Annotated in this window: 11 protein-coding genes; 8 read left to right on the top strand and 3 right to left on the bottom strand. The window is 64.6% G+C overall.

Annotated features, from left to right (window positions below; genetic code table 11):
- Positions 1-186 precede the first annotated feature (186 nt).
- Together IHE39_RS19320 and IHE39_RS19315 are read right to left on the bottom strand one after the other, a co-directional pair.
- Entirely contained in the window at positions 187-9,924 is a 9,738-nt protein-coding gene (locus tag IHE39_RS19320) for an autotransporter-associated beta strand repeat-containing protein (RefSeq protein ID WP_192567623.1), read from the bottom strand.
- Between the two features lie 233 nt (positions 9,925-10,157).
- Positions 10,158-11,009, bottom strand: coding sequence for a hypothetical protein (locus tag IHE39_RS19315; RefSeq protein WP_343070110.1), 852 nt, complete (start codon positions 11,007-11,009; stop codon positions 10,158-10,160).
- A 215-nt stretch (positions 11,010-11,224) separates the two neighbouring features.
- Between IHE39_RS19315 and IHE39_RS19310 the strand changes: the two genes are divergently transcribed.
- The 4 genes from IHE39_RS19310 (at position 11,225) to IHE39_RS19295 (ending at position 18,126) form a co-directional block, all read left to right on the top strand.
- Complete coding sequence (locus IHE39_RS19310) at positions 11,225-12,205, top strand: hypothetical protein (protein WP_192567621.1); 981 nt, start codon at positions 11,225-11,227, stop codon at positions 12,203-12,205.
- A gap of 374 nt (positions 12,206-12,579) precedes the next feature.
- Positions 12,580-13,746 carry an efflux RND transporter periplasmic adaptor subunit gene (locus tag IHE39_RS19305; protein ID WP_192567620.1) on the top strand — a complete coding sequence of 389 codons (1,167 nt, stop codon included), beginning with the start codon at positions 12,580-12,582 and terminating at the stop codon, positions 13,744-13,746.
- Positions 13,743-16,826, top strand: a complete 3,084-nt coding sequence (locus IHE39_RS19300; RefSeq protein WP_192567619.1) for an efflux RND transporter permease subunit — start codon at positions 13,743-13,745, stop codon at positions 16,824-16,826. The genes IHE39_RS19305 and IHE39_RS19300 overlap by 4 nt, the downstream gene beginning before the upstream one ends.
- A gap of 169 nt (positions 16,827-16,995) precedes the next feature.
- A complete protein-coding gene (locus tag IHE39_RS19295) occupies positions 16,996-18,126 on the top strand; it encodes a glycoside hydrolase family 3 protein (protein WP_184769851.1) in 1,131 nt (376 codons plus the stop codon).
- Positions 18,127-18,138: 12 nt separating this feature from the next.
- On the opposite strand, the gene IHE39_RS19290 is transcribed toward IHE39_RS19295, so the two are convergent.
- Positions 18,139-19,110 carry a bile acid:sodium symporter family protein gene (locus IHE39_RS19290; RefSeq protein WP_246485576.1) on the bottom strand — a complete coding sequence of 324 codons (972 nt, stop codon included), beginning with the start codon at positions 19,108-19,110 and terminating at the stop codon, positions 18,139-18,141.
- Positions 19,111-19,261: 151 nt separating this feature from the next.
- On the opposite strand from IHE39_RS19290, the gene IHE39_RS19285 reads away from it, so the two are divergent.
- The 4 genes from IHE39_RS19285 (at position 19,262) to IHE39_RS19270 (ending at position 22,783) form a co-directional block, all read left to right on the top strand.
- Positions 19,262-20,158 (top strand): LysR substrate-binding domain-containing protein, encoded by an 897-nt coding sequence (locus IHE39_RS19285; RefSeq protein WP_067955049.1) that lies wholly within the window; start codon positions 19,262-19,264, stop codon positions 20,156-20,158.
- A gap of 74 nt (positions 20,159-20,232) precedes the next feature.
- Entirely contained in the window at positions 20,233-21,480 is a 1,248-nt protein-coding gene (locus IHE39_RS19280; protein ID WP_192567617.1) for a flavin-dependent oxidoreductase, read from the top strand.
- Between the two features lie 51 nt (positions 21,481-21,531).
- On the top strand, positions 21,532-21,717 hold the full coding sequence (locus IHE39_RS19275) for a hypothetical protein (protein WP_184769854.1): 186 nt from the start codon (positions 21,532-21,534) through the stop codon (positions 21,715-21,717).
- Between the two features lie 295 nt (positions 21,718-22,012).
- Positions 22,013-22,783, top strand: coding sequence for an NADPH-dependent F420 reductase (locus tag IHE39_RS19270; RefSeq protein ID WP_184769855.1), 771 nt, complete (start codon positions 22,013-22,015; stop codon positions 22,781-22,783).
- The last annotated feature ends 247 nt before the right edge of the window (positions 22,784-23,030 follow it).

The raw sequence follows: 23,030 nt of genomic DNA, 5'->3' as shown, positions 1-23,030 counted from the left end.
AACGATGTACCACCAGGCCGCGTAGTACCTACATGGAATGATGATGGCAGCCGAGCACCTGAGGAGGAAACCCCTCGGCGACATGATGATCAACCCTGTCAACAGATGGGGCTGTGTCGCGGTTGGCGCATTTCATTGAATGGATGGCTTGGAAGATAGGAGCGGCGTGTGCCGCCGCCCCTATGATCAGAAGCTCACGCCGAGATTGGCCCTGAAGCTCTGGTCGACGGCGCCGGAGCCGAACTGGCCGGTGTAGGCGAGGCCGAGCGTGGCGTCGGGCGTCAGCGTCAGATCCAGGCCCGCTTCGACAATCGCCGTGTTGGTGGCGATCGGCGCGCCGGCTACGGTGAAGGCGGCGCCGCCCTTGAAGGCGGCAGCGGTCAGCGGTGTGACGTCGCCGAAGGCGTGGCGCCAGCCGACCATGCCATTCAGCTTGGCATCCATGCCGCGAATGACGATGTCGGTGCTGGCCCTCACGCCGAGCGTCGTAAACGTTGTCTCGGTGGTCGATGCCGATACGGTCAACGCCGCCTGGCCGCCCTTTTCGCTGAGGCCATCGGTCCTGACGTTGATGTAGGCAAGCGCTGCGAAGGGCTCGACGATGGCGTCGCCCTGCTGCAGGCGGTAGCTCGCCTCGCCGAAGACCTGGGTGGTGCCGGCGTCATAGCTGGCGGTCAGCTTGTCCTTGAAGTTGGCAAAGGCCACGGTGCGGCTGGTTTCGATGTCGCTCCAGCTATAGGCCGCACCAGCGCGCAGGCTGAACGCCTGCCACCGGCCGCCGGCGAAGACGCCGGCATGGTAGGCGCCGCTGTTGCCCGAAGATGCGCGGTCATCGGCATCGAAGCTGCTGTTGCTGTTGCCGGCGAAGGCGCCGAGGCGCAGGTTGTCGCCGATGCCGGCGTCGAGACCGCCGATGAAGCCGCCGGTGGTGCGGCCGAAGCCTGCTGCGTTGCCGTCGCTGCCGGTCTTGCCCCACGAGCCATAAGCCTGGCCCCAGAACGCCATCCGCTCGGTCGTCGCCTCGGCGATCTCGGCGCCGTCGGGGCCATAGGCCATGACGGGCAGGGCTGCCGTGCCGATGTCGCCGAAGGCAGCGCGGATACGGTCGTTGGCGGCACCGGCGAGGAAGCGGCTGTCCTCGACGAGCATGCCGCCGACTGAGGCGTGGATCTCGCCCGACAGCGCGTCGAAGGCCTTGCGCGCCGCGTCCTTGTCGAGATTGACGATCGCCTTGTAGATCGCGTGCTTGTTGCCCAGCTTGTCGGCCGCCCCGCCGGCGGCGAACTGGTTGCGGGTCGCGGCGATGTCGGTGAACTTGATGTCGTTGCGGTCGAGCGACAGGCCGACGGCGTTGCTGGTGTAGGTCAGCGTGGGCGTCAGGAAGGCGAGGTTGCTGGTGACAGAGGCGAACTGGCCGAGCACGCCGGTTGCCGCGGTCAGGATGGTGTATTGCGTCGACGGTGCGTAGTTGCCGCTGCCGGCCAGCACCTGGACGGTGCCGCCCGAGAGCGTCGCCTTGCCGGCGACGGAGAGCCTGTCCGACTTGGTCGTGTCGACATCGACCTGGAAGGTCGAGCCAGCGGCGAAGCTGGCGTCACCCGTGACGCTGAGCGTGCCGATCGAGCTGCCCGCGTTGACGGTCGAGCCGGACAGCGCCGTGAGCTTGCCGATGATGCCGGTGCCGCCGAGGGTCGCGCCCGAGGCGACCGTCACCGCCGACTTGGCGAGCGAACCGTTCACCGAAAGCTTGCCGGCGCTGACTGATGTGTCACCCGAGAGCAGGCTGGTACCGGTCAGGGTGAGCGCGCCCGCGCCCGACTTGGTGAAGCTGCCGGCGCCGTTGATGGCATTGGCGAAGCTGGCATCGGTGGCCTGGTCGATGATGAAGGCGGCGTCGTTGAGGATCGCGCCGCTGCCGAAGCTGGTGGCCGAGCCGGAGAGCGTGCCGGCGTAGATGGTCGTGCCGCCGCTGTAGCTGTTGGTGCCCATCAGGACCGTCTTGCCGGATCCGATCTGCTTGACCGCGCCGCTGCCGGAGATCGCGCCGGCGACGGTCAGGAGATCCAACTTGTTGAAGGCAAGCACGGCATTGTTCTCGACGTTGCCGACAATGGAGCCTGCCGTACCACCGCTGCCGATCTGCAGCGTGCCGGCGCTGATCCTGGTGCCGCCGGCATAGCTGTTGGTACCGGTCAGCGTCAGCGTCTCCGAACCGGTCTTGGTCAGCTTTCCCTGGCCGGAGATCGTGCCAGATGCGGTGAGGTTGGCCTGGGTGTCGAACGTGCCGCCGGCAAGGCGCAGCTCGATGTCGCGGGCGGTGGTCATGGCGGCGGTGTTGGTGAGGATGCCGCCAACGAAGGTGAGCCCGCCCGAAGCCGCACCGAGATTGCCGTCTGACGAGATCGACAGCGTGCCGCCCTTGATCGTCGTGCCGCCGGTGTAGCTGTTGGCGCCGCCGAGCACGAGCGTTCCGTAGTCGTCCTTGACCAGTCCGCCGGTACCGGTGAGCTCGGATTCGATCGTGGCCGTTGTGCCCGCGCTTGAAACCGTGCCGTCGCCGACGCGGATGGTGGTTGCGGCGTCATGAAGGCCAATCGCGTCGCCCTTGATGGTGTAACCGCTGGTGGCGAACTGCATGCCGGTAACCGCAATGGCGCCCTGGCTGCTGTCGACGGTGACGGTTCCGGCCGTGCCCTGGAAGATGGCATAGCCCGGTTGCGGCGCCATTGGCGCGTTGAAGTCGCCGTCCTGTCGGGTCCAGTTGCCGCTTGCGGCGCTCCATGTGCCGTCGCCGCCGTCGACGGTGCCGTTGTTGAGATTGCCACTGGCGCCGCCATCCCAGAAGGTGAGCGCCGTACCACCGGTGTTGATCAGGTTGATCTGCTTGGCCACCTCAGTCTGGATGGTGAGGTCGCTGGCCTGGAAGGCGCCGGGCACGGCGCCGATGACCAGTCCGTTGTCGGTAAGCGTGCCGCCATAGTTGATCAGGCGGTAGATGCCGGCGCCGAAGTCGTTGCCGCCGCTGACATTGAGGATGCCGTCGAGGACAAGGTCACCGTCGACGTCGATGCGGTCGCTCTGGGCGCCCAGTTCGAAATCGAGATTGGCGGTATTGGACAGGCTGAGTGAGCCGACTGATAGCGTGCCCTTGCCGGCGCCGGGAGCGATATGGCCGCCGTCGGAGACGGTGACGCTGCCTGCGATGGTGCCCGAGCCGGACAAGGTCGCGTCGCTGTCGACGGTGACGGCGGTGTCGGCGAGCTTGCCGTTGACCTGGAGCTCGCCCGCCTTGACCGAGGTCGTGCCGGTGTAGGTGTTGTCGCCTGAGATAGTTAGCTTGCCGGTGCCTTGTTTGGCCAAGCCGCCGGTGCCCGACATGATGCCCGAAAATTCGGTGTCGTTGCCGTCGCCCGATGTCAGCGTGCCGGCGCCGAGCTTGACGTTGCCGGCGCCGGCCAGCGAGGCAATGGTCTGGTTGTGGCCGTCGAGGTCGAAGGTGGCGCCCGAGGCGACGCCGACGGCGCTGGCCGAGGCGATCGTGTTCGCAGCGCCCGCCTTCAGCGTACCGGCATCGATCTTGGTTGCGCCGGTGTATGTGTTGGAACCTGACAGGGTGAAAGTGCCAGAACCCTTTTTGGTCAGGCCGCCGGTGCCATTGATGACGCCGGAGAAGTCGGTCCAATCGTTGTTGCCGCCTGTGGTCAGGGTGCCGGCGCCAAGCGAAACCGTGCCCGCACCGGCGAGAGATCCGATGACCTGGTCGAAGCCGTCGAGATCGAGTTCCGTGCCGCTGGCGACTTCAACCGCGCTGGCCGAGGAGAAGCTGTTGGTGGCACCGGCCTTGAGAGTGCCGCCATCGAGCCAGGTCTTGCCGGTGTAGCTGTTGGTGCCGCTCAGGGTGAAGACGCCAGTGCCGACTTTGGACAGGTTGCCGGCGCCGGAAATCGAGCCGGAGAAAATGGTCGAGCCGTCGTTGCCGCCCGTCGTCAGCGTAACTTCTTGCGGTGAGCCCCAGAGCGGCCTGGCCACGCCCAGCGTGACCGAACCAGCGCCTGCCAGCGAGCCGATCCGCTGGTCATAGCCGTCGAGGTCAAGCGTGGCATCGGCCTTGACGGTCATCGCGCTCGTGAGGTCGAATGCGTCCGCATTGCCTGCCTTGAGCGTGCCTGCGCTGACCGTGGTCTCGATGCCATTCTGCATGCCCGTAACGATGAGGGTGCCGGCGCCGGTCTTTTCGACGGCGCGTGGCACGCCGCCGCCCGCCAGGATGACGCCCGACTGCGTGGCGGTGCCGGAGGCGACCGACAGCACGGTGTTGTCCTGCTGCAGGGTCATGATGTTGGCGAGGTCGACATCGGCACCGTAGTCGAGGGCGCCGCCGAACATCATGATGTAGCCGGTGCCGGCGGCGAGGCTGTTTTCAAGCCGCAACGTTCCGGCAAGCGAGTAGACGATGCCGTCATAGCCACTGCTGTCGCCCGACAGCGTAAGTTTGCCGGCACCGTACTTCTTGAAGTCGCCCGAGCCTGAGATGTCGCCGTCAAAGGAGGTGTCGTCGGACCTGTCGAACACCAATTGACCGGCGTTGCTGACGTTGCCCGACAGCGTGCCGCTTGTCTCGGATTTGCCGATCTGCAGGACGCTGCCGCTGTCGATCGTCGTACCGCCGGAGTGGTTGATGTCGCCGCTCATCATGACGATGCTGTTGCCGGTGAGGGTCACCGTGCCGGTACCGGTGATGTCGCCGGCAAACTCACCGTTGGCCTCCGTATTGTTGAAGACCAGCTTGCTGTTGTTGAGCACGTCGCCCTTGATCGAGCCGCCATTGCCGATCTGCAAGGTGCCGGCGTTGATCGTCGTGCCACCGGTGTAATAGTTGGCGGAAGTCAGGGTGGTGGTGCCGTCGCCGTTCTGCTCGACGCGCCCGGTTCCGCCGATGTAGCCGCCGATGACGAGGGCGTCGTCGGAGCGGTTGAAGGCAAGCACGCTGTTGTTGACGATGTCGCCGGTAACGGAGCCCGACGTGCCGCCATCGCCGAGCTGCAAGGTGCCTGCGGAAATGGTGGTCTTGCCGGTGTAAGTGTTGTCGCCGGTCAGGATCAGCGTGCCGAGGCCGAGCTTGTCGAGTTCGGTCATGTCGCCGTCGGCGATGATGGACGCGATCGTGGCCGTCACGCCGTTGTCGGTGTTGATGAAGCTCGCCTTTTCATTGCCGAACGGATTGCCCGACAGAGCGAGGATGCCGCCGACGAGCTGGTAACCGTCGGTCGAGAACTGCAGGCCCTGGAAGGCCAGCGTGCCATAGGCATTGACCGTGCCGGCCGTGCCGGCGAACACGCCAACCTCGCCGCGCCAGCCTTCGTTGATGGTGGCTTCTCCGGGCGCGCCGGTCCAGTTGCCGTTCGACGCGTTCCAGGTGCCGGTGCCGCCGTCGACCGTGCCGTTGCCTGAAGTATCCGAGCCGTCCCAGAACTGCAGCAGCTGGTTGTTGTTGCGGATGAGCAGGTTGACCTGGTTGGCGACTGCCGTGCTGATGAAGGCGTCGGTGGGAAGCGTGTGGAACGATCCGGTGACCACGCCAGAAACGTTGAACAGTCGGTAGTAGCCGGTCACCGCGTCGGGCGTCTCCAGCGTGCCGCCCAGCGTCAGGTTGCCATTGACGACGACGAGGTCGTTGGTCGGGCCGCCGACAACGCCCGGCGTGCCGAGCTCGAAGACGCTGGTCGAGCCACCATCGAGGGTAAGGTCGCCATCGACGGTCAACGTGCCTGGGCTGTTGCCGGCCGAGAGCGTGCCGTAGATCGTTGCGTCGGCGATGGTGCCGCTGCCGCCGATGGTCGCGCCGGCATCGACCGTGACGCTGGAGGACGACGCGATCGAGCCGTTGACGACCAGCTTGCCGGCGGAAACCTTTGTCGCGCCGGTGTAGCTGCTGGTGCCTGTGATAATGGTGGTGCCGGAGCCGGCCTGCTCGAACGTTCCGGTGCCCGAGATGGCGTTGGCGACGGTGACGATGTCGGAGCGGTTGAAGGCAAGGATACCGGCGTTCTGGACGTTGCCCGAACCCAGCTTGCCTGACGTAGCGCCGTCACCGACCTGCAGCGTGCCGCCGATGACGCTGGTCGGGCCGGTGTAGCTGTTCTCGCCCGACAGCACCGTGGTGCCGCTGCCCTTCTGCGCGAGACCACCCGTCCCGGACAGGATGCCATCGAAGGTCACCTGGTTCGACCTGTTGAAGGCAAGTGTGCTGTCGTTCAGGGCGACGATCGAACTGCTGCCGATGCCGCCGCCCGAAGTGCCATCGCCGATCTGCAACGTGCCGCCGAAAAGCGACGTGGTGCCGGACATTGTGTTGGCGCCGCTCAGCGTCAACGTGCCGTAGCCGTACTTCTCCAGGGTGCCTGTGCCGGAGAAGCTGTTGCCGAGGGTGAAGTCGCCGTCGCGGTTGAGTACCAGCATCGCGTTGTTGACGACCGAGCCGCTGCCGAGCGTGGCGGGGTCGCCGTTGCCGAGGATAAGCTTGCCCGCCGAGATGGTCGTTCCGCCGGAGTAGCTGTTGATGCCATTGAGGGTCAGCTCGCCCGACCCGGTCTTGACAAGGCTGCCCGAGCCGCTGATCGCGCCGTTGAGCAGCAGGTAGGTGTCGGTATCGAGCGTGGCGGCAGCGTCGAGATCGAAAGCATTCTCGAGCCAGGCATTGGTGCCGTGCAGGGTTGCTGCGCCGCCGAAGGTGACGGTGCCGGTGCCGAGTCCTCCGCTTCCGTCAACCTCGACGGTGCCGCCATCGATGTAAGTGCCGCCTGTGTAAGTGCTGGGCCCGCGCATGAGGAGCCTGCCGGAGCCGGTCTTCACAAGCTCGGTGCCGGTGCCGCTCAGGCCCCAGATGCCGGTTCGGCCGCTGCCGTTGACGGTCAGCCGGTGGCCGTTGCCGTCTACGCCGCCGAAGAACACGAAGCCGGTGCCCGCTTCAGTCAGGACCAGTGCGGTGCCGCTCAGGCTAGCCCGGGCCATGGCACTGCTTTCGCCGGAGACCGTGTGCAGGGCGCCCTTGCCGTTGGCGCCGATACCATTGAGCCTCAACGCGCGTGTGTCGATCGACATTTCACCGTCGATCTCGAGCGTCGCGTTGGCCGCGACATCGATGGCGTTCGAACCGCCACCGAGCGAAGAAGCGTTGCGGATGGCAAGGGTACCGGCATTCACGGCGATGCCGCCGAGGAAGGAATTGAGGCCGGTCAGGATCGTCTTGCCGGTGCCGTTCTGGCTGAAGCCGCCATTGCCGGAGATGCTGTTGGCAAGTGTATAGGTGTCGGAGCGGTTGACGGCGAGCGTGCCGTTGTAGTTGCTGATCGAACCAAGGACGGAGCCGGTGGTCCCACCATTGCCGAGCTGGAGCGTGCCTGAGTAGATCTCGGTGCCGTTGGCATAGGTGTTGTCGGCGGCGAGGATCGTGGTGCCACTACCCAGCATGGTCACCGTGCCGCCGCCGGAAATGACGCCACCGAAGGTCAGCGTGCCGGCGCGGTTGAACGACAGCGTGGTGCTGCTGGCCAGCTCGACATTGCCGGCGAGCGAGCCTGATGTGCCGCCATCGCCGATCTGCAATTGTCCGCCGCTCAAAGTGGTGCCGCCGCTATGCGTATTGACCCCTGTGAGCGTGAGCATGCCGCTGCCCACCTTGGTCAGCGAGCCGGAGCCCGAGGTAGCGCCGGCGAAGGTCGAGGAGACTTCGCCCTGGCCGACGGTCAGGGCGCCGGCGCCGATCTCGACCGCGCCGGTGCCGGTCAGCCTGCCGATGGTCTGGGCCTTGCTGTTGAGATCGAAGGTGGCGCCCCAGGCGACGGAAAGATCCTTGCCGAACAGCAGGCTGCCGCCGGTGCCGAGCCTGAGCGTGCCGGCGTTGACCGCGGTACCGCCGGCATAGGTGTTGGCGGCGCCGAGCACCACCGTGCCGTCGCCTGATGTGCTCAGCGCGCCAGCGCCGCTGAGCAGGCCGTTATAGGTCAGCGTCATGCCGGCATCCGCCGAAAGCCCACCGCCGCTGGCGCCGAGGGTCGCGTCGCGGCCGGTGGCGAAGGACGCGGTGGCATGCAGCGTGCCGCCGCTGAAGCTCAGCGCGCCGTTGCCGAGGCTGGCGACTGAAGCCACCGACAGCGTGCCGCCCGAGATGTTGGTGCCGCCGGTGTAGGTGTTGGTGCCGGTCAGGGTGACCGTGCCGGCGCCGATCTTGTTGAGCACTGCCGTGCCGGTGAGTTTCGTCGCGTAGGACCCGGCGTTGAAGTTGAAGGCGGTCGACGCATCGATGGTGCCGGCGCCGGTGGCGCTGCCGCCGCTCGAGGTCAGGGTGGCGAGCGAAAGCGTGCGCCCCGCGCTGATGTCGATGGTGCCGCCCGCGCCGTTGGTCAACTCGCCGATGCCGGTCAGGTTGCCGCCGGTCAGCGACATCGTGCCGTTGTTGCTGAAGGTGACGTTGCTGGCGGTGACGTCGCCGGCCTTCACGTTGACGCTGCCGCGATTGACGAACTGGCCCCAGCCGCCCGACAGCGTGCCGCGGCCGTTGAAGTTCAGTGCCGCGCCGGTTTCGTTCGTCCATCCGCCGGCAGCGTTGACGGTGCCGGTGTCGGCGACATTGACGGTGCCGTTGTTGAGGAAGCCGCCATTTGTCGTTTCGAGCGTTGCGGCCGAGGCGATGTTCATCGTCGCGAAGTTGGTGCCCATGTCCAGGCTGAGCGACCTGCCGGTGTCGACGGTGACGAGGCCATAGTTCTTCAGGTCGTAGATGGACCTGGCGTTGTTGGCGGAACTGGCGCCTTGCACCTTCATTTCGGCGCCGCCGTCGATCAGGACCCAGGTCGGCCTGGTGCCGTAGGAATAGGTGCCCGAGATCGTCGTGACGCCGGCGCCGAGATGGATCGCACCCTGCACCGTGCCCTGGTTGGGGGCGGAACCCAGGCTGTTGATGCTGTTGGTGCCGCCGGTGATGTAGATCGCGTCCTGCCCGCTGAGCGTGCGCCTGATAGCGCCCGCGGTGCCGATGGTGATGTTCAGGTTCTGGCCGCGAATACCGACACCGCTGGCGCCGCTCGCCGCCCTGTTGCCATTCCAGCCGCCGCCGGCAGCACCTTCGACGCCAGAGACATCGCCATTGACGATGATCGTTGCGCCATTCGGGTCGGCGACCGAGATGCCATGGCCACCACTACCGCCGCCGCCATGATCGCGTGGGTACAGTGCTCCACCTGGACCGCCATTCGAGTTGCCGGCTTCCCCCTCACCACCCAGGCCGCCACGCACGAACACGCCGGCGCCAACCGTTACGGTTGTCGAACCGCTGGTGCCGCCGACTACAATGCCACTGCCGCCGCCACCGCCACCACCGCCGCCGGCGATCGAGGTGTCGCTAATCTGGACGCCGCCGTAACCACCCTTGCCGCCTTTGCCGCCAGTCGAGTCCTGGCTGACGGTAATGTTGCCCGAGTTGATCACCAACCCCGCGCCGCCGCCGCCACCACCACCACCGCCGCCAGCGCCGTTGTAACCGGCGCCACCACCAGCGCCGCTGTCGGCGGCACCGCCGCCGCCGCCGCCAAAGCCGTTGGTGCCGCCGTTGCCGCCATTGCTGCCGGAAGGCTGTCCGTTGCCCGACTGACCGCCGGCACCGCCGCCACCACCGGCCGCAAGTACAGCGCCCATGCCGGTACCGCCGGCCCGGGTGCCCGAGCCCTTGCCGCCATTGCCGCCATTGGCGCCCGTGGTCTGGGCAACAGCCGGACCCACCGCGGCGGTCATCACCAGTGGTGCCACGAGCGCGGTGCAGGTCAAAAGCGCGGCGCGGTAGAGGCCATAGCGGGAAGGTGCTGCGAAACCCTTGGTTGCACGGTCATGCTGCCCGGCTTCATGTCGGCTGCGGCTTTTGCTGCTCACTTGGTCTTCCTCGTCTCGCGGACGCAAACCGGCAACCGGCGGCGCGCAAGGCTCCGCCGGCGCCGCGACAGGTGCTGTCGGCGCAGTTCACATCGGCTGCTAAGTTCAGCTCCGGCGCCCGCCCAAAAACCCCAAGCGCCGGGATGAGCGGGACCCTATGCCCGCCGAAAAAAGGGGTCAATTGTTAGAGGCTGACTATTATTGGGAGGAATTTCGGCCGTTATTGCGGGTGCTTAGCCGATTTTCGGCGAAAGGCTGGCCTCGTACGCCGCGTCGATCACGGCGAGCTTGGCCGCCTGTGCTGCGGCGATTTCGCCGAGGAATCCCCTGGAAACCCACATCACCGAACTGCCGCGCTTTCCGCGCCAGCCGATGCTGCCCAGGCTCTCGGCCTCGCGCAACTTGCGGGCGAGATGCGAGCGCGACAATTGCAGCCACAAGCCCATTTCGGTGATCGAGGTGATGCTCGTCGACAGCTGCTCGGCATTGGTGGTGGCTTCTTCCAGCCCGGCGATCAGCCGGTCCATGATGATGCCGCCATTGTTGAGCCAGGTGAACAGCGAAAAGGTGTCGGCCGGCTCGCGGATAGCATGCGAAGACAACAGCCCGTCGCAGATCAGTGGCTCGATGCGGTCCAGACCGTCTGATGTTGCGAGATAAGTGGCCAGACGCTGGCCGCCGTCGAGGCCGTCGAGCGTCGCCAGATGCACCATGACCCAGCCGTGTATGGCATCGATCGTCGACTGAGAGGGACGTACGGGCCGTGCCCGGCGGTCGTCGGTCTCCGGGCAATACTCGATGTAGCCGTAGTTGAGCAGTTCCTTGATGAAGGCGTCGGCGGTGTTGCGGCTCGCCACCGCATAGGCCTGGGTCATATCGAGGAAGCGCGACGTCAGCAGACCTGGCTCGCCGTCCTCGCGCTTGAAGTACAGGGCGAAGCCGATATGACCCATCAGCCAGCGCTGCTGGGTGGCGAAGACGGATGACTGCCGGGGATTGGCCTCGTAGGCCATCAGCAATGCCTGCGACTGCCGCCGGATCAATTCCTGCAGCGCGGGGTGGCTGGCGATTTCGTCCGCAGTCATCGACAAGAATCGGCCCTCGACTGCTCGCTATATCCACGTATCGACCCTGATCTGTCCAGCCCTCTCGAAGTAGTCGAAAATTCAGCGTAGCGCTGCAATTCTGGTCATAAGCATCGGGTGAATAGCCTGGCATTGCTACTCTTTGCATTGCAGCGGAACTGTAGCAGGATACCTGCCAGCATTTGGCGGGCGCTTGTTAGCGAGAGGGGAAATGCATGGCATTCGTGATGCTTAAGAAAGCCGGCTGCAGCCGCTGGCTCGGCATGGTTTCACTTGCGGCCGGGTTGCTCGGCCCGGTACTGCCTGTCCATGCGCAGGAAGGGCATGCCGTACCCGGAACCACGGTCACAATGACGCCGCCCGAAGGCTTTGCTGCCGCCCCGGATTTCGCCGGCTTCGCCCATCAGGAAAAGCAAGGCAGTTTTCTGATCTTGGAGTTCCCTGCCGAGGCCATGGGACAGTTGGCAACACTTTTTGCCAATCAAGACACGGCTGCGGCCGGCTTTGCGCAGAAGGGTATAGTCATCACTGGGTGGGAAGAACTCGCTACCGACGACGGCAACACCGTACCGCTGCTGCATGGCACCCAAGAGGCGAACGGCATCACACTGGATAAATGGATGGCGCTTTATGGCGGCGAAAAGACCGTCATGGTCACCTTCCAGATCCTGCAGGCCAATGCGCTTGCTGCAGCAGACGTCAAGCAGGCCTTTGCGTCGATCAGTTCCGGCGAACCGGCCACGGAAACTAACCAGCTTTCAGCGCTTCCGTTTGACATCGACGTTGTCGCGCCATTTCGCGTCATCCAGACGCTCGCCGGCTCGAGCGTTTTGATGATGGCCGGCGACTTGGATGCCGATCCTGAGGGTATCCAGCCGTCGGTGATTGTTGCCTATTCAACCACGCAGGCCGGTGTAGAGCTGAAGGGTACGGCGGAAGCCGCGCTGAAAGAGACGGATGGCTTCGAAACGGCAAAAATCGAGACGCACGAGCTTGTCGATTTCGCCAACATCGAAGGATCTCTGATTAAGGGAACAGTCATCGAGAACGGTAAGACCAAGCAATTCTCGCAGCATGTGGCGATCGAGGAAGACGGGCGCGTGCTGCGAATGGTCTCGCGGATGGATGAAGCGCAGGTCGAGCAGGCCTGGCCAGCAGTCGAAGAAATCGCCAGCTCGATTTACTTCAAGAAATAGCGGCAGCTAGCTACCCAGTTTAGACGGGCTCGCCGGAGCGCGTGGGCGCTCTGGCGATGGCCGGTGCCTGCTAATCTGCCAGCACAGCAGAGCTGTTTGTATGGCGGCTGATCAGCTGTCCTGCCGCCCTCTTGGGCGCCTCGCGTTTTTTCGCGGCCCTTGATGTTTCGGCACCAAAACTCTTCCGCCAGCACAAAACTCGCGGCTGCAGTCGTCACGACAGATTGCTGCAATGGTGCCCTGTCATTTGGCAGGTCATGAAAACGGGTCTGGCCCAAATATTAGATTGATCAATCGAATAATGTTGCGCTGGCTTGGAGGTTGCCGGCGGCAGCCGTTCTTCGGAGACATCTGACTGTGGAAAGTTTGTACAAATGACGCACTCCCTTCACCGCCGGGCGGGCATCGCGGCAATTGCCGTGGCGCTGCTGGCAAGCGCAGTCATGCCTGTGGCAGCTGACAGTGCTGCCAATGCCGCCGTGCCCGCCGAAACCGCCAAGCGCCTAGTGTCGACCTTCGTCGTTGCCAGCGACATGACCGAGTGGACGCTGTCGTTCACCGGCGTTCTCGCGGCGCGCGAGGAAGTCGCCGTCGGCGCGCCGTTCCAGGAGCAGCGCATAGCAAGCGTCGACGTCGAGGTCGGCGACCGCGTCGAGGCCGGGCAGATTCTCGTGCGGCTCGACACAGCGATGCGCGACAACCAACTGCGCGAGAGCGAAGGCCGCCTGGCGCGGGCCAATGCAGCACTCGCCCAGCAGCAGGCAAAGGCGGCGCAAGCCTTGGCCGCGCTGCAGCGTGCGACACCACTCAAGCAGTCGGGCGCCCTGTCGACGCAAGCCTTCGCCGACCGAGCATCCACCGAGGCTGTCGAGCGCCAGGGCGTCGCCCTGGCACAGGCCGAAGTCGACCAGGCCGTGGCCCAGCTCACCGAGTCCCGCCGGCTGGTCGAACGCAACGTCATCGTCGCGCCTGTCGCCGGTGTCGTTTCCGAACGCAATGCCAATGCCGGCGCGCTGACCGGCGCGGACCCGCTGATCCGCCTGATCCGCGACTGCGAGGTCGAGCTGGCGGCCGAGATCCCCGAACGCGAGCTGCCGCGACTGGCCGTCGGCCAGGCCGCTTCGGTGAGCCTGCCGGGCAGGGACGGCAAGATCCCGGGCAAGGTCAGGCTGATCTCGCCGAAGATCGACCGCGAAACCCGCCTCGGCGTGGCACGTATCGCCTTCGAGACCGATACGGCGCTATTTCCCGGCGCCTTCGCCCGCGCCGCGGTCGTGGTGGCGAAGCGCGAGGCCATCGTCATCGCCGATTCAGCGCTGGTCTATGGCGGCAAGGACAAGACCGCCGTGTTCGTTGTCGAGAACGGCAAGGTCGACCTGCGGCCGGTCCAGACCGGCATGCGCGACAATGGCAGGCTGGAAATCCGCGCCGGCTTGAAGGAAGGCGATGTCGTCGTCGCCAAGGCCGGAGCCTCGCTGCGTGATGGCGATGTGGTAGCCACTACCGACATCGGTGCCAAGACCGGAAGCGTCAGGCCATGATCAGCAACATATCCGCCTGGGCGATCCGCAAGCCGGTACCCACCATCGTCCTGTTCGTCGTGGCGACGCTGGCCGGTATCGCCGCCTTCATGCGCCTGCCAGTCAACGCCAATCCGAGCCTGTCGTTTCCGATCGTCACGGTTGCGGTGACGCAGCCAAGCGCTGCCCCCGCCGAGATGGAAAGCCAGATCACCCGCAAGGTCGAAGGGTCGATCTCCGGGCTCGCCGGGGTCAAGAACATCCGCTCGACGATCAAGGACGGCGTGTCGACAACGACGGTCGAGTTCAAGATCGGCGTCAATCCGGACCGCGCCACCAACGACGTCCGCGAGTCGGTCGGCCAGATCAGGTCCGACCTGCCGCAGTCGGTGCAGGAGCCGATCATCTCGCGTGTCGACGTCGAAGGCGGTGCTATCCTCTACTTCACGATGCAGGCGCCCAACATGTCGGTGCTTGACGCGTCGTGGTTCGTCGAAGACATGGTCAGCCGCGAGCTCCTTGCCGTGCCGGGCGTCCAGAAGGTCGAGCGGTTCGGCGGCGTCAACCGCCAGATTACGGTCTCGCTCGATCCCGACAGGCTGCTGGCGCTCGGCGTTACCGCCGACCAGGTCAACACCGCGCTACGCGGCATCAACGTCAACGTCCCTGGCGGACGTGGCGAGATCGGCGACAGGGAGCAGTCGATCCGCACTTTGGGCAGCGTCACCTCGTTCGACCAACTGCTCAATCTTTCGGTCTCCTTGCCAGGCAAACGCTGGGTACAGCTCAGCGACATCGCCACGATCACCGACGGACCGACAGAGGCCCGCGGCTTCGCCCGCTACAATGGCGAAGCCGTGGTCGGCTTCTCCGTCTTCCGCGCCAAGGGCTACAGCGACACTGCCGTGGCCGACGCAGTGACCAAGCGGCTTGGCGAAATCACCACGCGCACGCCCGAGGTCGCCTTCAACGAGGTGATCTCCAATGTCGAATACACGCTTGAGAGCTACAACGCCGCTGTGACCGCGCTGCTCGAGGGTGCGGGCCTGACGGTGCTCGTTGTGTTCCTGTTCCTGCGCAACTGGCGCGCTACGCTGATCGCCGCAGTCGCCATGCCGCTGTCGATCCTGCCCACCTTCGCGGTCATGGATCTGCTCGGCTACACGCTGAACGGCGTCAGCCTGCTGGCGCTGACGCTGGTCATTGGTATCCTCGTCGACGACGCCATCGTTGAGATCGAAAACATCGAGCGCCATGTCGACATGGGCAGGCGACCATATCTCGCCTCGATCGAGGCCGCCGACGCCATCGGCCTGGCGGTCGTTGCCACGACCCTGACCATCGTTGCGGTATTTGCGCCGGTCAGCTTCATCGGCGGCGCCGTCGGCCAGTATTTCCGCCAGTTCGGCATCACCGTCGCCGTTGCCGTGATGATCTCGCTGGTCGTGGCACGCCTGCTGACGCCGCTGATGGCGGCCTATCTGCTGCAGCCGAAACCTGCTGGCCATCACGCCGCCAAACCTTCGCGGATGTCGCTGCGCTATCTCGCCGTGCTCGGCTGGACGCTCGATCACCGCAAGACGACCTTCGCACTTGTTGGGGCGTTCTTTGCCGGCTCCGTCTTCTTGCTGACGCAGCTTTCGACCGGCTTCGTGCCCGGCACCGACAGCAATGTGTCGAGTGCCAACATCACGCTGCCGCCGGGCACCAGGATCGAGGAGACCACGCGTGTTGCCGACGAGATCGTCAGGCAGCTGAAGCAGCGTAAGGAAGTGGCGAGCGTGTTGGCCACCACCGGCGATGCCAGCAAGATGGAACTCATCATCCGGCTGGTGCCGCGCAGCGAACGCGAACTCAACCGCAAGGAGTTCGAGCTGTCGGCCCTGCCGATCCTGGCCGGCATACCTGATATTCAGTTTGGCTTCGCCTCGGATACCGGCGGCAAGGAGCTGTCGGTATTCCTGGCCGGCAACAATCCCGAAGAGCTGAACCTGGCCGCGCGCCAACTCGAAGAAGAAATGCGCAAGCTGCCGCAACTGGCCAACGTGATGTCCGACCAGGCGCCGCTGGCGCCCGAACTGCTGGTCAAGCCGCGCATGGACGAGGCCGCCCGGCTTGGGGTTTCAGTGGTGTCGCTCGGCACGGTGGCGCGCATTGCGACGCTCGGCGACACCGATGCCAATTCGGCCCAGTTCAATCTCGGTGACAGGTTGGTGCCGATCCGCGTGCTGCTCGACAAGTCGGCGCGCGGCGATCTCGAAACGTTGCGCAATCTCAGGGTGGGTACTGATAGCGGCGCCGTGGTGCCACTGACGTCGGTCGCCGACATCGACTTCGGCGCCGAGGAAGGCAAGGTTGAACGGCTCGACCGTAAGCGCATGGTGGCCGTCGAGGCCAATTTGAACGGGGTGACGATCGGTGACGCATTGGCGGTCGTCGAGGCGCTACCGGTGCTGAAGAACCTTCCCGCCAGCGTTGCTCACGTCAAACATGGTGCCTCGGAAGAAATGGGCGAGATGTTCCGCGGCTTCGCGCTGGCGCTGGTGGCGGGCATCCTGATGGTGATGGCGGTGCTGGTGCTGCTGTTTAAGAACTTCCTGCAGCCGATTACCATCCTGATCGCCCTGCCGCTGTCGCTGGGTGGTGCAGCACTTGCGCTGCTGCTCTACGGTGCTGCGCTTGACCTGTCATCGACGATCGGCATCCTGATGCTGATGGGCATCGTCTGCAAGAACTCGATCCTGCTCGTCGACTACGCCATCGACTGTCGCGCCCAGGGCATGGAGCGGCGCGAGGCGCTGATGCAGGCCGGCATGACCCGCGCACGACCGATCATCATGACGACCATCGCCATGGTCGCCGGCATGGTGCCGGCGGCGGTCGGCATCGGTGCCGACGCCAGCTTCCGCGCGCCGATGGCAGTCGCTGTGATCGGCGGCCTGATCACCTCGACATTGCTCAGCCTTGTCGTTGTGCCGGTCATGTTCACCTCGATGGACGACCTCAACGCCTGGTTCGCCCGTCACCTCAAGCGCATGACGTCGGTGACGGAGGCGGACCGCGCCGAGGGCGAACTGATCGCCGAACGGGCAAGGAGCTGAAGGGCGACCTGGCCAGCGGAAATTCCGGCCACCCTTGGCATGCCGCCTCGTATCTTTTGCGGGGCGGCGGATCCAAAAGCGATTCCGAATCCCGTGCTCTTGCACTAAGAAACTGTTTGCATCGGTCTGCCACATATTGGCACTGGACATCAGGCGGAGTTGGCAAAGCATGGATCTCTCATTCGATCTCGGGCGCGGCCCAGCGTCCTTTGGACATCGGTTCCTGATTGGCCTGCAGCCGGGCCATGTGCTGGGTGACAAGGACAAGCGACTGCTGTCGCTGCTCAAGCCTGCCGGCGTTGTGCTGTTCCGTGCCAACTTCCTGCCCGACGCGCCTTATGAAGACTGGCTCGACAACCATAGCAGGCTGCTCGCCGACGTGCGCGAATACATCGAGCGCGACGAGGTGATCATCTCGATCGACCATGAGGGCGGTGGTGTGTTGCGGCCGCCGGCGCCGATCACGCCTTTCGCCTATGCGCGCGAATGGCCCAAGCAAGCTGCCGATGTCGGCAAGGCGATGGGCATCGAGTTGCGTTCGCTCGGCTTCAACGTCAATTTCGCGCCCGTTGTCGACGTCAATTCCAACCCGGCCAACCCCGTCATCGGCCAGCGCTCCTTCGGCACGACGCCGCAGGACGTGGTGCCGGCGGCGCGCGAGTTCCTCGACGCGATGCAGGCCGAAGGCGTGCTCGGCTGCCCCAAGCATTTCCCCGGCCATGGCGACACGGCTGTCGATTCGCACTATTCGCTGCCGGTCATCGACGTCGACCCCAAAACCTTTCGCAACCGCGAACTCGAGGCGTTCCGCCATTTCAATGATGCGCAGACGCGCATGATCATGACGGCGCACATCGTCATCTCGCAGATCGACCCGGGCATCCCGGCGACAATGTCGAAGGTGATCCTGCAGGACATCCTGCGCAAAGAGTTGGGCTATGAGGGCATCGTCGTCAGTGATGATCTCGGCATGAAGGCGATCTCCGACCGCCTCGACAAGCCGGAAACGACGATCCGCATCATCAACGCCGGCTGCGACCTGCTGTGCATGTGCGCCTACTGGGCCGATACCGAGGTCATCTTGCGCATGATCGACTTCATGTCGGCCGGCCTGAAGGCCGGGCAGATCAAGGAGCGCGAACTCGAACGGTCGTTCACCCGCGTCGCCGGCCTGCTTTCGGACCTGCCCAACTACAAGGTCGAAGTGCTACAAGAGGAAACCTTCCAGCGCCACGCCTCGGTCGCCCCGCTCAGGGCGCGTTCGCTGCCCGCCAATCACGGCGGCGCCACCAAGATCTAGGTTTCGGCGCGGCTACTGTGCCGCGCTTTGGGCCTCGGCGACGGTTGCGCGTTCAACGGCGGTGCGTTCGGCGTAGCGCCGTGCCATCCAGGCGCAGACCATCAGCTGCAGTTGGTGATAGAGCATCAGCGGCAGCACTATGGCGCCGATCTCCTGGCCGGCGAAGATGACATTGGCCATCGGCACGCCCGAGGCCAGGCTCTTGTGCGAGCCGCAGAAGGCGACGGTGATCTCGTCTTGTCTGGAAAAGCCGAAAAAACGGCTGGCGAAGATGGTGATCGCCAGAACTGTCGACAAAAGGACGGCGGCGATCAGCAGCAACACCACCAGCGACTGCAGCGGCAATTGCTGCCACAGGCCGGCGACCATCGCCTTGGAGAAGGCGAGATAGATCACCATCAGGATCGAGCCGCGGTCGACAATGGTGACCAGCCATTTGTGCCGACCAAGCCATGATCCCAGCCAGGGCTGGACGATCTGGCCGGCGATGAAGGGGGCCAAAAGCTGCAGCATGATGCCTTCGATCGCCGACAGCGACACTCCACCGCCGCCGGTCTTGGCAAACAGCAGCCCGACCAGCAGCGGGGTCAGGAACATGCCGATGATGTTGGAGGCCGATGCCGAGCACACGGCGGCCGGCACGTTGCCGCCGGCTAGCGCGGTGAAGGCGATGGACGACTGAACCGTCGACGGCAGCACACACAAGAACAGCACGCCGGCATAAAGTGCTGCCGGCAGCACCGTCGGCACCAGGAAGCCGAGCAGCAGCCCGACTACCGGAAACAGCGCGAAGGTGGTCGAAAACACCAGCAGGTGCAGGCGCCAGTGGGTCATGCCGGCCAGCACGGTCGCCCGCGACAGCCGCGCGCCGTGGAGGAAGAACAACAGCGCGATCGCAATGTTGGTCGCCGTACCGAAATGACCGGCGAAACTGCCGCGCGCCGGCAGCAGCGAAGCCAGCGCGATGCAGGCGATCATCAGCATGATGAAGGTGTCTGGACGAAAACGTGCGAACAAACGCGTGATCCCTTGGCAGCGAGCTAAATTTGTATACAGTATGCCAAATGCCGGTTGCATTGTGAATGGCGCATACAAAAATGATGCTCATTGCGTTTCGTGAACACAGGGAGGGATCATGTTCGATCCGATACTCCTCCAGACCTTCGTAGCCGTCGCCGGCTCGCGCAGCTTCACCGGAGCCGCAGTGCATCTCCGGCTCGGCCAGTCGACGGTGAGCCAGCACATCCGCCGGCTCGAGGTCAGCGTCGGCCGGCGCCTTCTGGTTCGCGACACCCATTCGGTGATGCTGACGCCCGACGGCGAGGCGATGCTCGGTTTCGCCCGCTCGATCCTCGACGCCAATGAACGCGCCCGCAGCTACCTGCAGGGCGCGCGGCTGAGTGGCCGCATCCGCTTCGGCGCCTCGGAGGATTTCGTCACCACGCGGCTGGCCGACGTGTTGCACAAGTTCACCGAGCGCCACCCTTCGGTCGAGCTCGAATTGACGGTGGCGCTGTCGAGCACCTTGTTCGATCTGCTCGACGAAGGCGCGCTCGACCTCGTCATCGCCAAGCGCCGCGTCGGGCTCAACCAGCAGCGCGAGGCGCGCAGCGGTGTTGCCGTGCGTACCGAGCGGCTGGTCTGGGCGGCGCGCGACCCCTCAGTCGTCGAAGCCGGCAAGCCGCTGCCACTGATCCTGTTCTCGCGCCCCGGCATCACCCGCGTCGCGGCGATCGAGGCGCTCGACCGCAAGGGCATTCCCTGGCGCATCGTCTGCACCAGCGGCAGCCTGAGCGGACTGCAGGCAGCGGCGCGCGCCGGGCTCGGCATCATGGTCCAGCCACGCAGCATGGTCTCATCAGGGCTGATGGTGCTGCCGACAAGCCCGCAACTGCCGCAGCTCGAGGAGGTCGAGTTCATCCTGACCAGTGCCGCCAACGAGCCGACGGGCGTTGCGGCGGCACTTGCCAAGGAAATCCTCGACCGCAACGCGCGCCAGGAATTCGAACTGCCGTTTCGCGAGGCCGTCTAGTCGCCGCATTGGCGACGGACACGCCTTTCGGGTTAATATAGTCAGTATACTGCTTAAATTGATCGGAGAGCCACATGGACGTGATGATCATCGGCGCAGGCATTGGCGGGCTGACACTGGCGCTGATGCTGCACAAGGCGGGCGTTCCCTTCCGCGTCTATGAAAGCGCGCAGGAGATCAGACCGATCGGCGTCGGCATCTCGATCCTGCCACATGCCAGCCGCGAGCTGACCGAGCTTGGCCTGCAGGCGGCCCTTGCCGATGTCGCGGTCACGGCGCGCGAATCCTGCTTCTTCAACCGCTTCGGCCAGTTGATCTACAAGGAGCCGGTCGGCACCTTTGCCGGCTATGATTACCCGCAGTTCCAGATACATCGCGGCGACCTGCAGCAGATCCTGTATCGCGCACTGGTCGACCGCGCCGGCCCCAAATGCGTCGTCACCGGCTGGAAATGCATTGATGTCGAGCAGTCCGATACCGCAGCCACCGCCCGCTTCGTCGATGGCCGCACCGGCGAGGACCGGCCCGTCCAGCATGGCGCGGCCATCGTCGGCTGCGACGGCATCCACTCCGTCGTGCGTCGCAAGCTCGTGCCCGACGATGGCGGCCCGATCTATTCCGGCGTCAACATGTGGCGCGGCACGAGCTGGTGGCAGCCATTTCTCGGCGGCGCGAGCTATGTCCGCGCCGGCTGGCTGACGCATGGCAAGATGGTCATCTACCCGATTCGCAACAAGCTCGATGCCGATGGCCGCCAGCTGATCAACTGGGTCGCCGAGATCGAGACGCCCGACTATCACCAGCAGGACTGGAACCGCCGCGGCCAACTCGACGATTTCATCGGCGCCTTCGCCGACTGGCGCTTCGATTTTCTCGACGTGCCCGGCCTGATCCGTGGTGCCGAGGCGATCCTCGAATATCCGATGGTCGACAAGGATCCGCTCGGCCGCTGGAGCTTTGGGCGGCTGACGCTGCTCGGCGATGCCGCCCATCCGATGTATCCGCGCGGCTCCAATGGCGCCGGCCAGGCGATCCTTGATGCACGTGCGCTTGCCGACTGCTTTGCATCGGGGGGCGATGTCGCGGCTGTGCTCAAGGCCTATGAGGACAAGCGGCTGGAGGCGACGGCGACCGTGGTACGCACCAACCGCACCACCCCGCCCGACGTCATCCTCAAGGAAGTCTATGAGCGCACCGGCGACTTGCCCTTCACGCGACTCGACGACGTCATCACCCAGGACGAACTGGCGGCGCTGTCGAACAGCTACAAGAAGGTCGCCGGCTACGACAAGGCAACCGTGACCGAGCGACGGCGGGCGTGAGCGGGCTGGGTCAACGCTCAAACCCCGGTAGCCGACTAACCTGGTTCGGACATGGCGAAGCTCGACTGGAAATTTGCCGACAGGATCGAGCAAACTCCTGAATCGCTGCTCGTCTGCCCGCGATCGCTACCTTGTGAGGCTCCCTTGAGGGAGTTCCTGGCTTCGCTCTACGTCACCACCACGCGCGCGCTAAGCGGCAACCCGTTAGCATCCTCCAAAGTCCGCCTTGCGCTGTGAGCGGAAGTTGACGGGCGGAACGGATCTCACAAAAAAAGCACATTGACATGCAGGTATTTGCCTGCATATCTTGTCCTTCCAGATGGTGAGGACGATGAAACCCACAAGCTGTTCAAATCGCTTGGCTACCCGATCCGCAAGAAACGCTGGGTCCATATAGGCCTGGTTCTGCGGCAAGAAGCCTTCCGCGGCTGAGACCTGGCGTTGCCGGTCTCGAAACGCTCATCCGACCGAGATCCCATCCCAACCAAAGCCGGACAAGGCCCATATTCGGACGCCCACGAAAGGCAGGATAATGAAGATCGGTGTTATTGGCATTGGCGAGATGGGTGGCACCTTGGCGCGCAAATGGAGCGAGAAAGGCCATGACGTTAGCGTGGCCAATTCGCGTGGCGCAGAGGCGGCGCTGGCGTTTGCGACCGAAATCGGCGTTCAGTCGACCGATACCCATGGCGCGGTCGAAGGCGCGGACGTCGTGCTGCTTGCCATGCCTTTCCCGGCTGCGGCGACGCTTCCGAAAGATTTGCTCGAGCGGGCTGCGGGCGACGTGGTCATTATTGATGTCAGCAATTATTTTCCCGGAATACGCGACCCAAACATCGCTGAGATCGATGCCGGGATGCCGGAAAGTGTGTGGGTCTCGCTGCAGCTTGGGCGCCCGATCTTCAAGGCGTTCAACAGCATCTTGTTTTACTCCCTCGCCGAACTCGGCAGGCCGGAAGGGGAACGCGGACGTCTCGCAATTCCAGTCGCTGGCGATGATGGGCGTGGCAAGCAGATCGTCATGAGACTGATAAATGAAATCGGCTTTGATCCCGTCGATGGCGGGTCGTTGGCGGAGTCCTGGCGCCAGCAGCCGCTGACGCCTGCATATTGCTGCGATTTCGATGCCGACAAGACCCGCCACGCCCTCGCGGCGGCGGTCAAGGGAAAGGCTCCGAGAATCCGTGACAACGAATGGTGGGACAATCACCGCAGGCTCTTTGCTGACAATCCGACCTATCGCGAAGTCCACGCGGAGCAGATCGCCGTGAACCGCGCCCTCAACCCACTAGGCGACATCTAGCCCTCTCGACGTCGGGTCTTTGTTTGATTGGCGCAACTCGAGATAGCCGACACCGGGCTCGCATGGCGGATCTCTTCAGCGAGATGTTGCACGCTATTTGGCACAGTGCGCAAAGTCGCGCGCAGAAATGTGGCCGGCATTTTACCGCTTACCGCCTCGAGGAAGTCGCGGAGCCGGACAGTGGTCGCTTCGATGTCGTCAACCGATGATCTGCGCCAATCGCAGGAGCGACCGGCTCGCGCCCAGA

Origin of the sequence: Aminobacter carboxidus (genome assembly GCF_014863355.1) — a bacterium.
Lineage (GTDB): Bacteria > Pseudomonadota > Alphaproteobacteria > Rhizobiales > Rhizobiaceae > Aminobacter > Aminobacter carboxidus.
This window is presented reverse-complemented; position numbering and strand designations above follow the sequence as displayed.

What these genes read in the sequence shown, in the direction of transcription:
- IHE39_RS19315 (WP_343070110.1), bottom strand. Translation starts at nt 11,009, where the DNA reads ATGACTGCGGACGAAATCGCCAGCCACCCCGCGCTGCAGGAATTGATC.
- IHE39_RS19310 (WP_192567621.1), top strand. Translation starts at nt 11,225, where the DNA reads ATGGCATTCGTGATGCTTAAGAAAGCCGGCTGCAGCCGCTGGCTCGGC.
- IHE39_RS19305 (WP_192567620.1), top strand. Translation starts at nt 12,580, where the DNA reads ATGACGCACTCCCTTCACCGCCGGGCGGGCATCGCGGCAATTGCCGTG.
- IHE39_RS19300 (WP_192567619.1), top strand. Translation starts at nt 13,743, where the DNA reads ATGATCAGCAACATATCCGCCTGGGCGATCCGCAAGCCGGTACCCACC.
- IHE39_RS19295 (WP_184769851.1), top strand. Translation starts at nt 16,996, where the DNA reads ATGGATCTCTCATTCGATCTCGGGCGCGGCCCAGCGTCCTTTGGACAT.
- IHE39_RS19290 (WP_246485576.1), bottom strand. Translation starts at nt 19,110, where the DNA reads ATGCTGATGATCGCCTGCATCGCGCTGGCTTCGCTGCTGCCGGCGCGC.
- IHE39_RS19285 (WP_067955049.1), top strand. Translation starts at nt 19,262, where the DNA reads ATGTTCGATCCGATACTCCTCCAGACCTTCGTAGCCGTCGCCGGCTCG.
- IHE39_RS19280 (WP_192567617.1), top strand. Translation starts at nt 20,233, where the DNA reads ATGGACGTGATGATCATCGGCGCAGGCATTGGCGGGCTGACACTGGCG.
- IHE39_RS19275 (WP_184769854.1), top strand. Translation starts at nt 21,532, where the DNA reads ATGGCGAAGCTCGACTGGAAATTTGCCGACAGGATCGAGCAAACTCCT.
- IHE39_RS19270 (WP_184769855.1), top strand. Translation starts at nt 22,013, where the DNA reads ATGAAGATCGGTGTTATTGGCATTGGCGAGATGGGTGGCACCTTGGCG.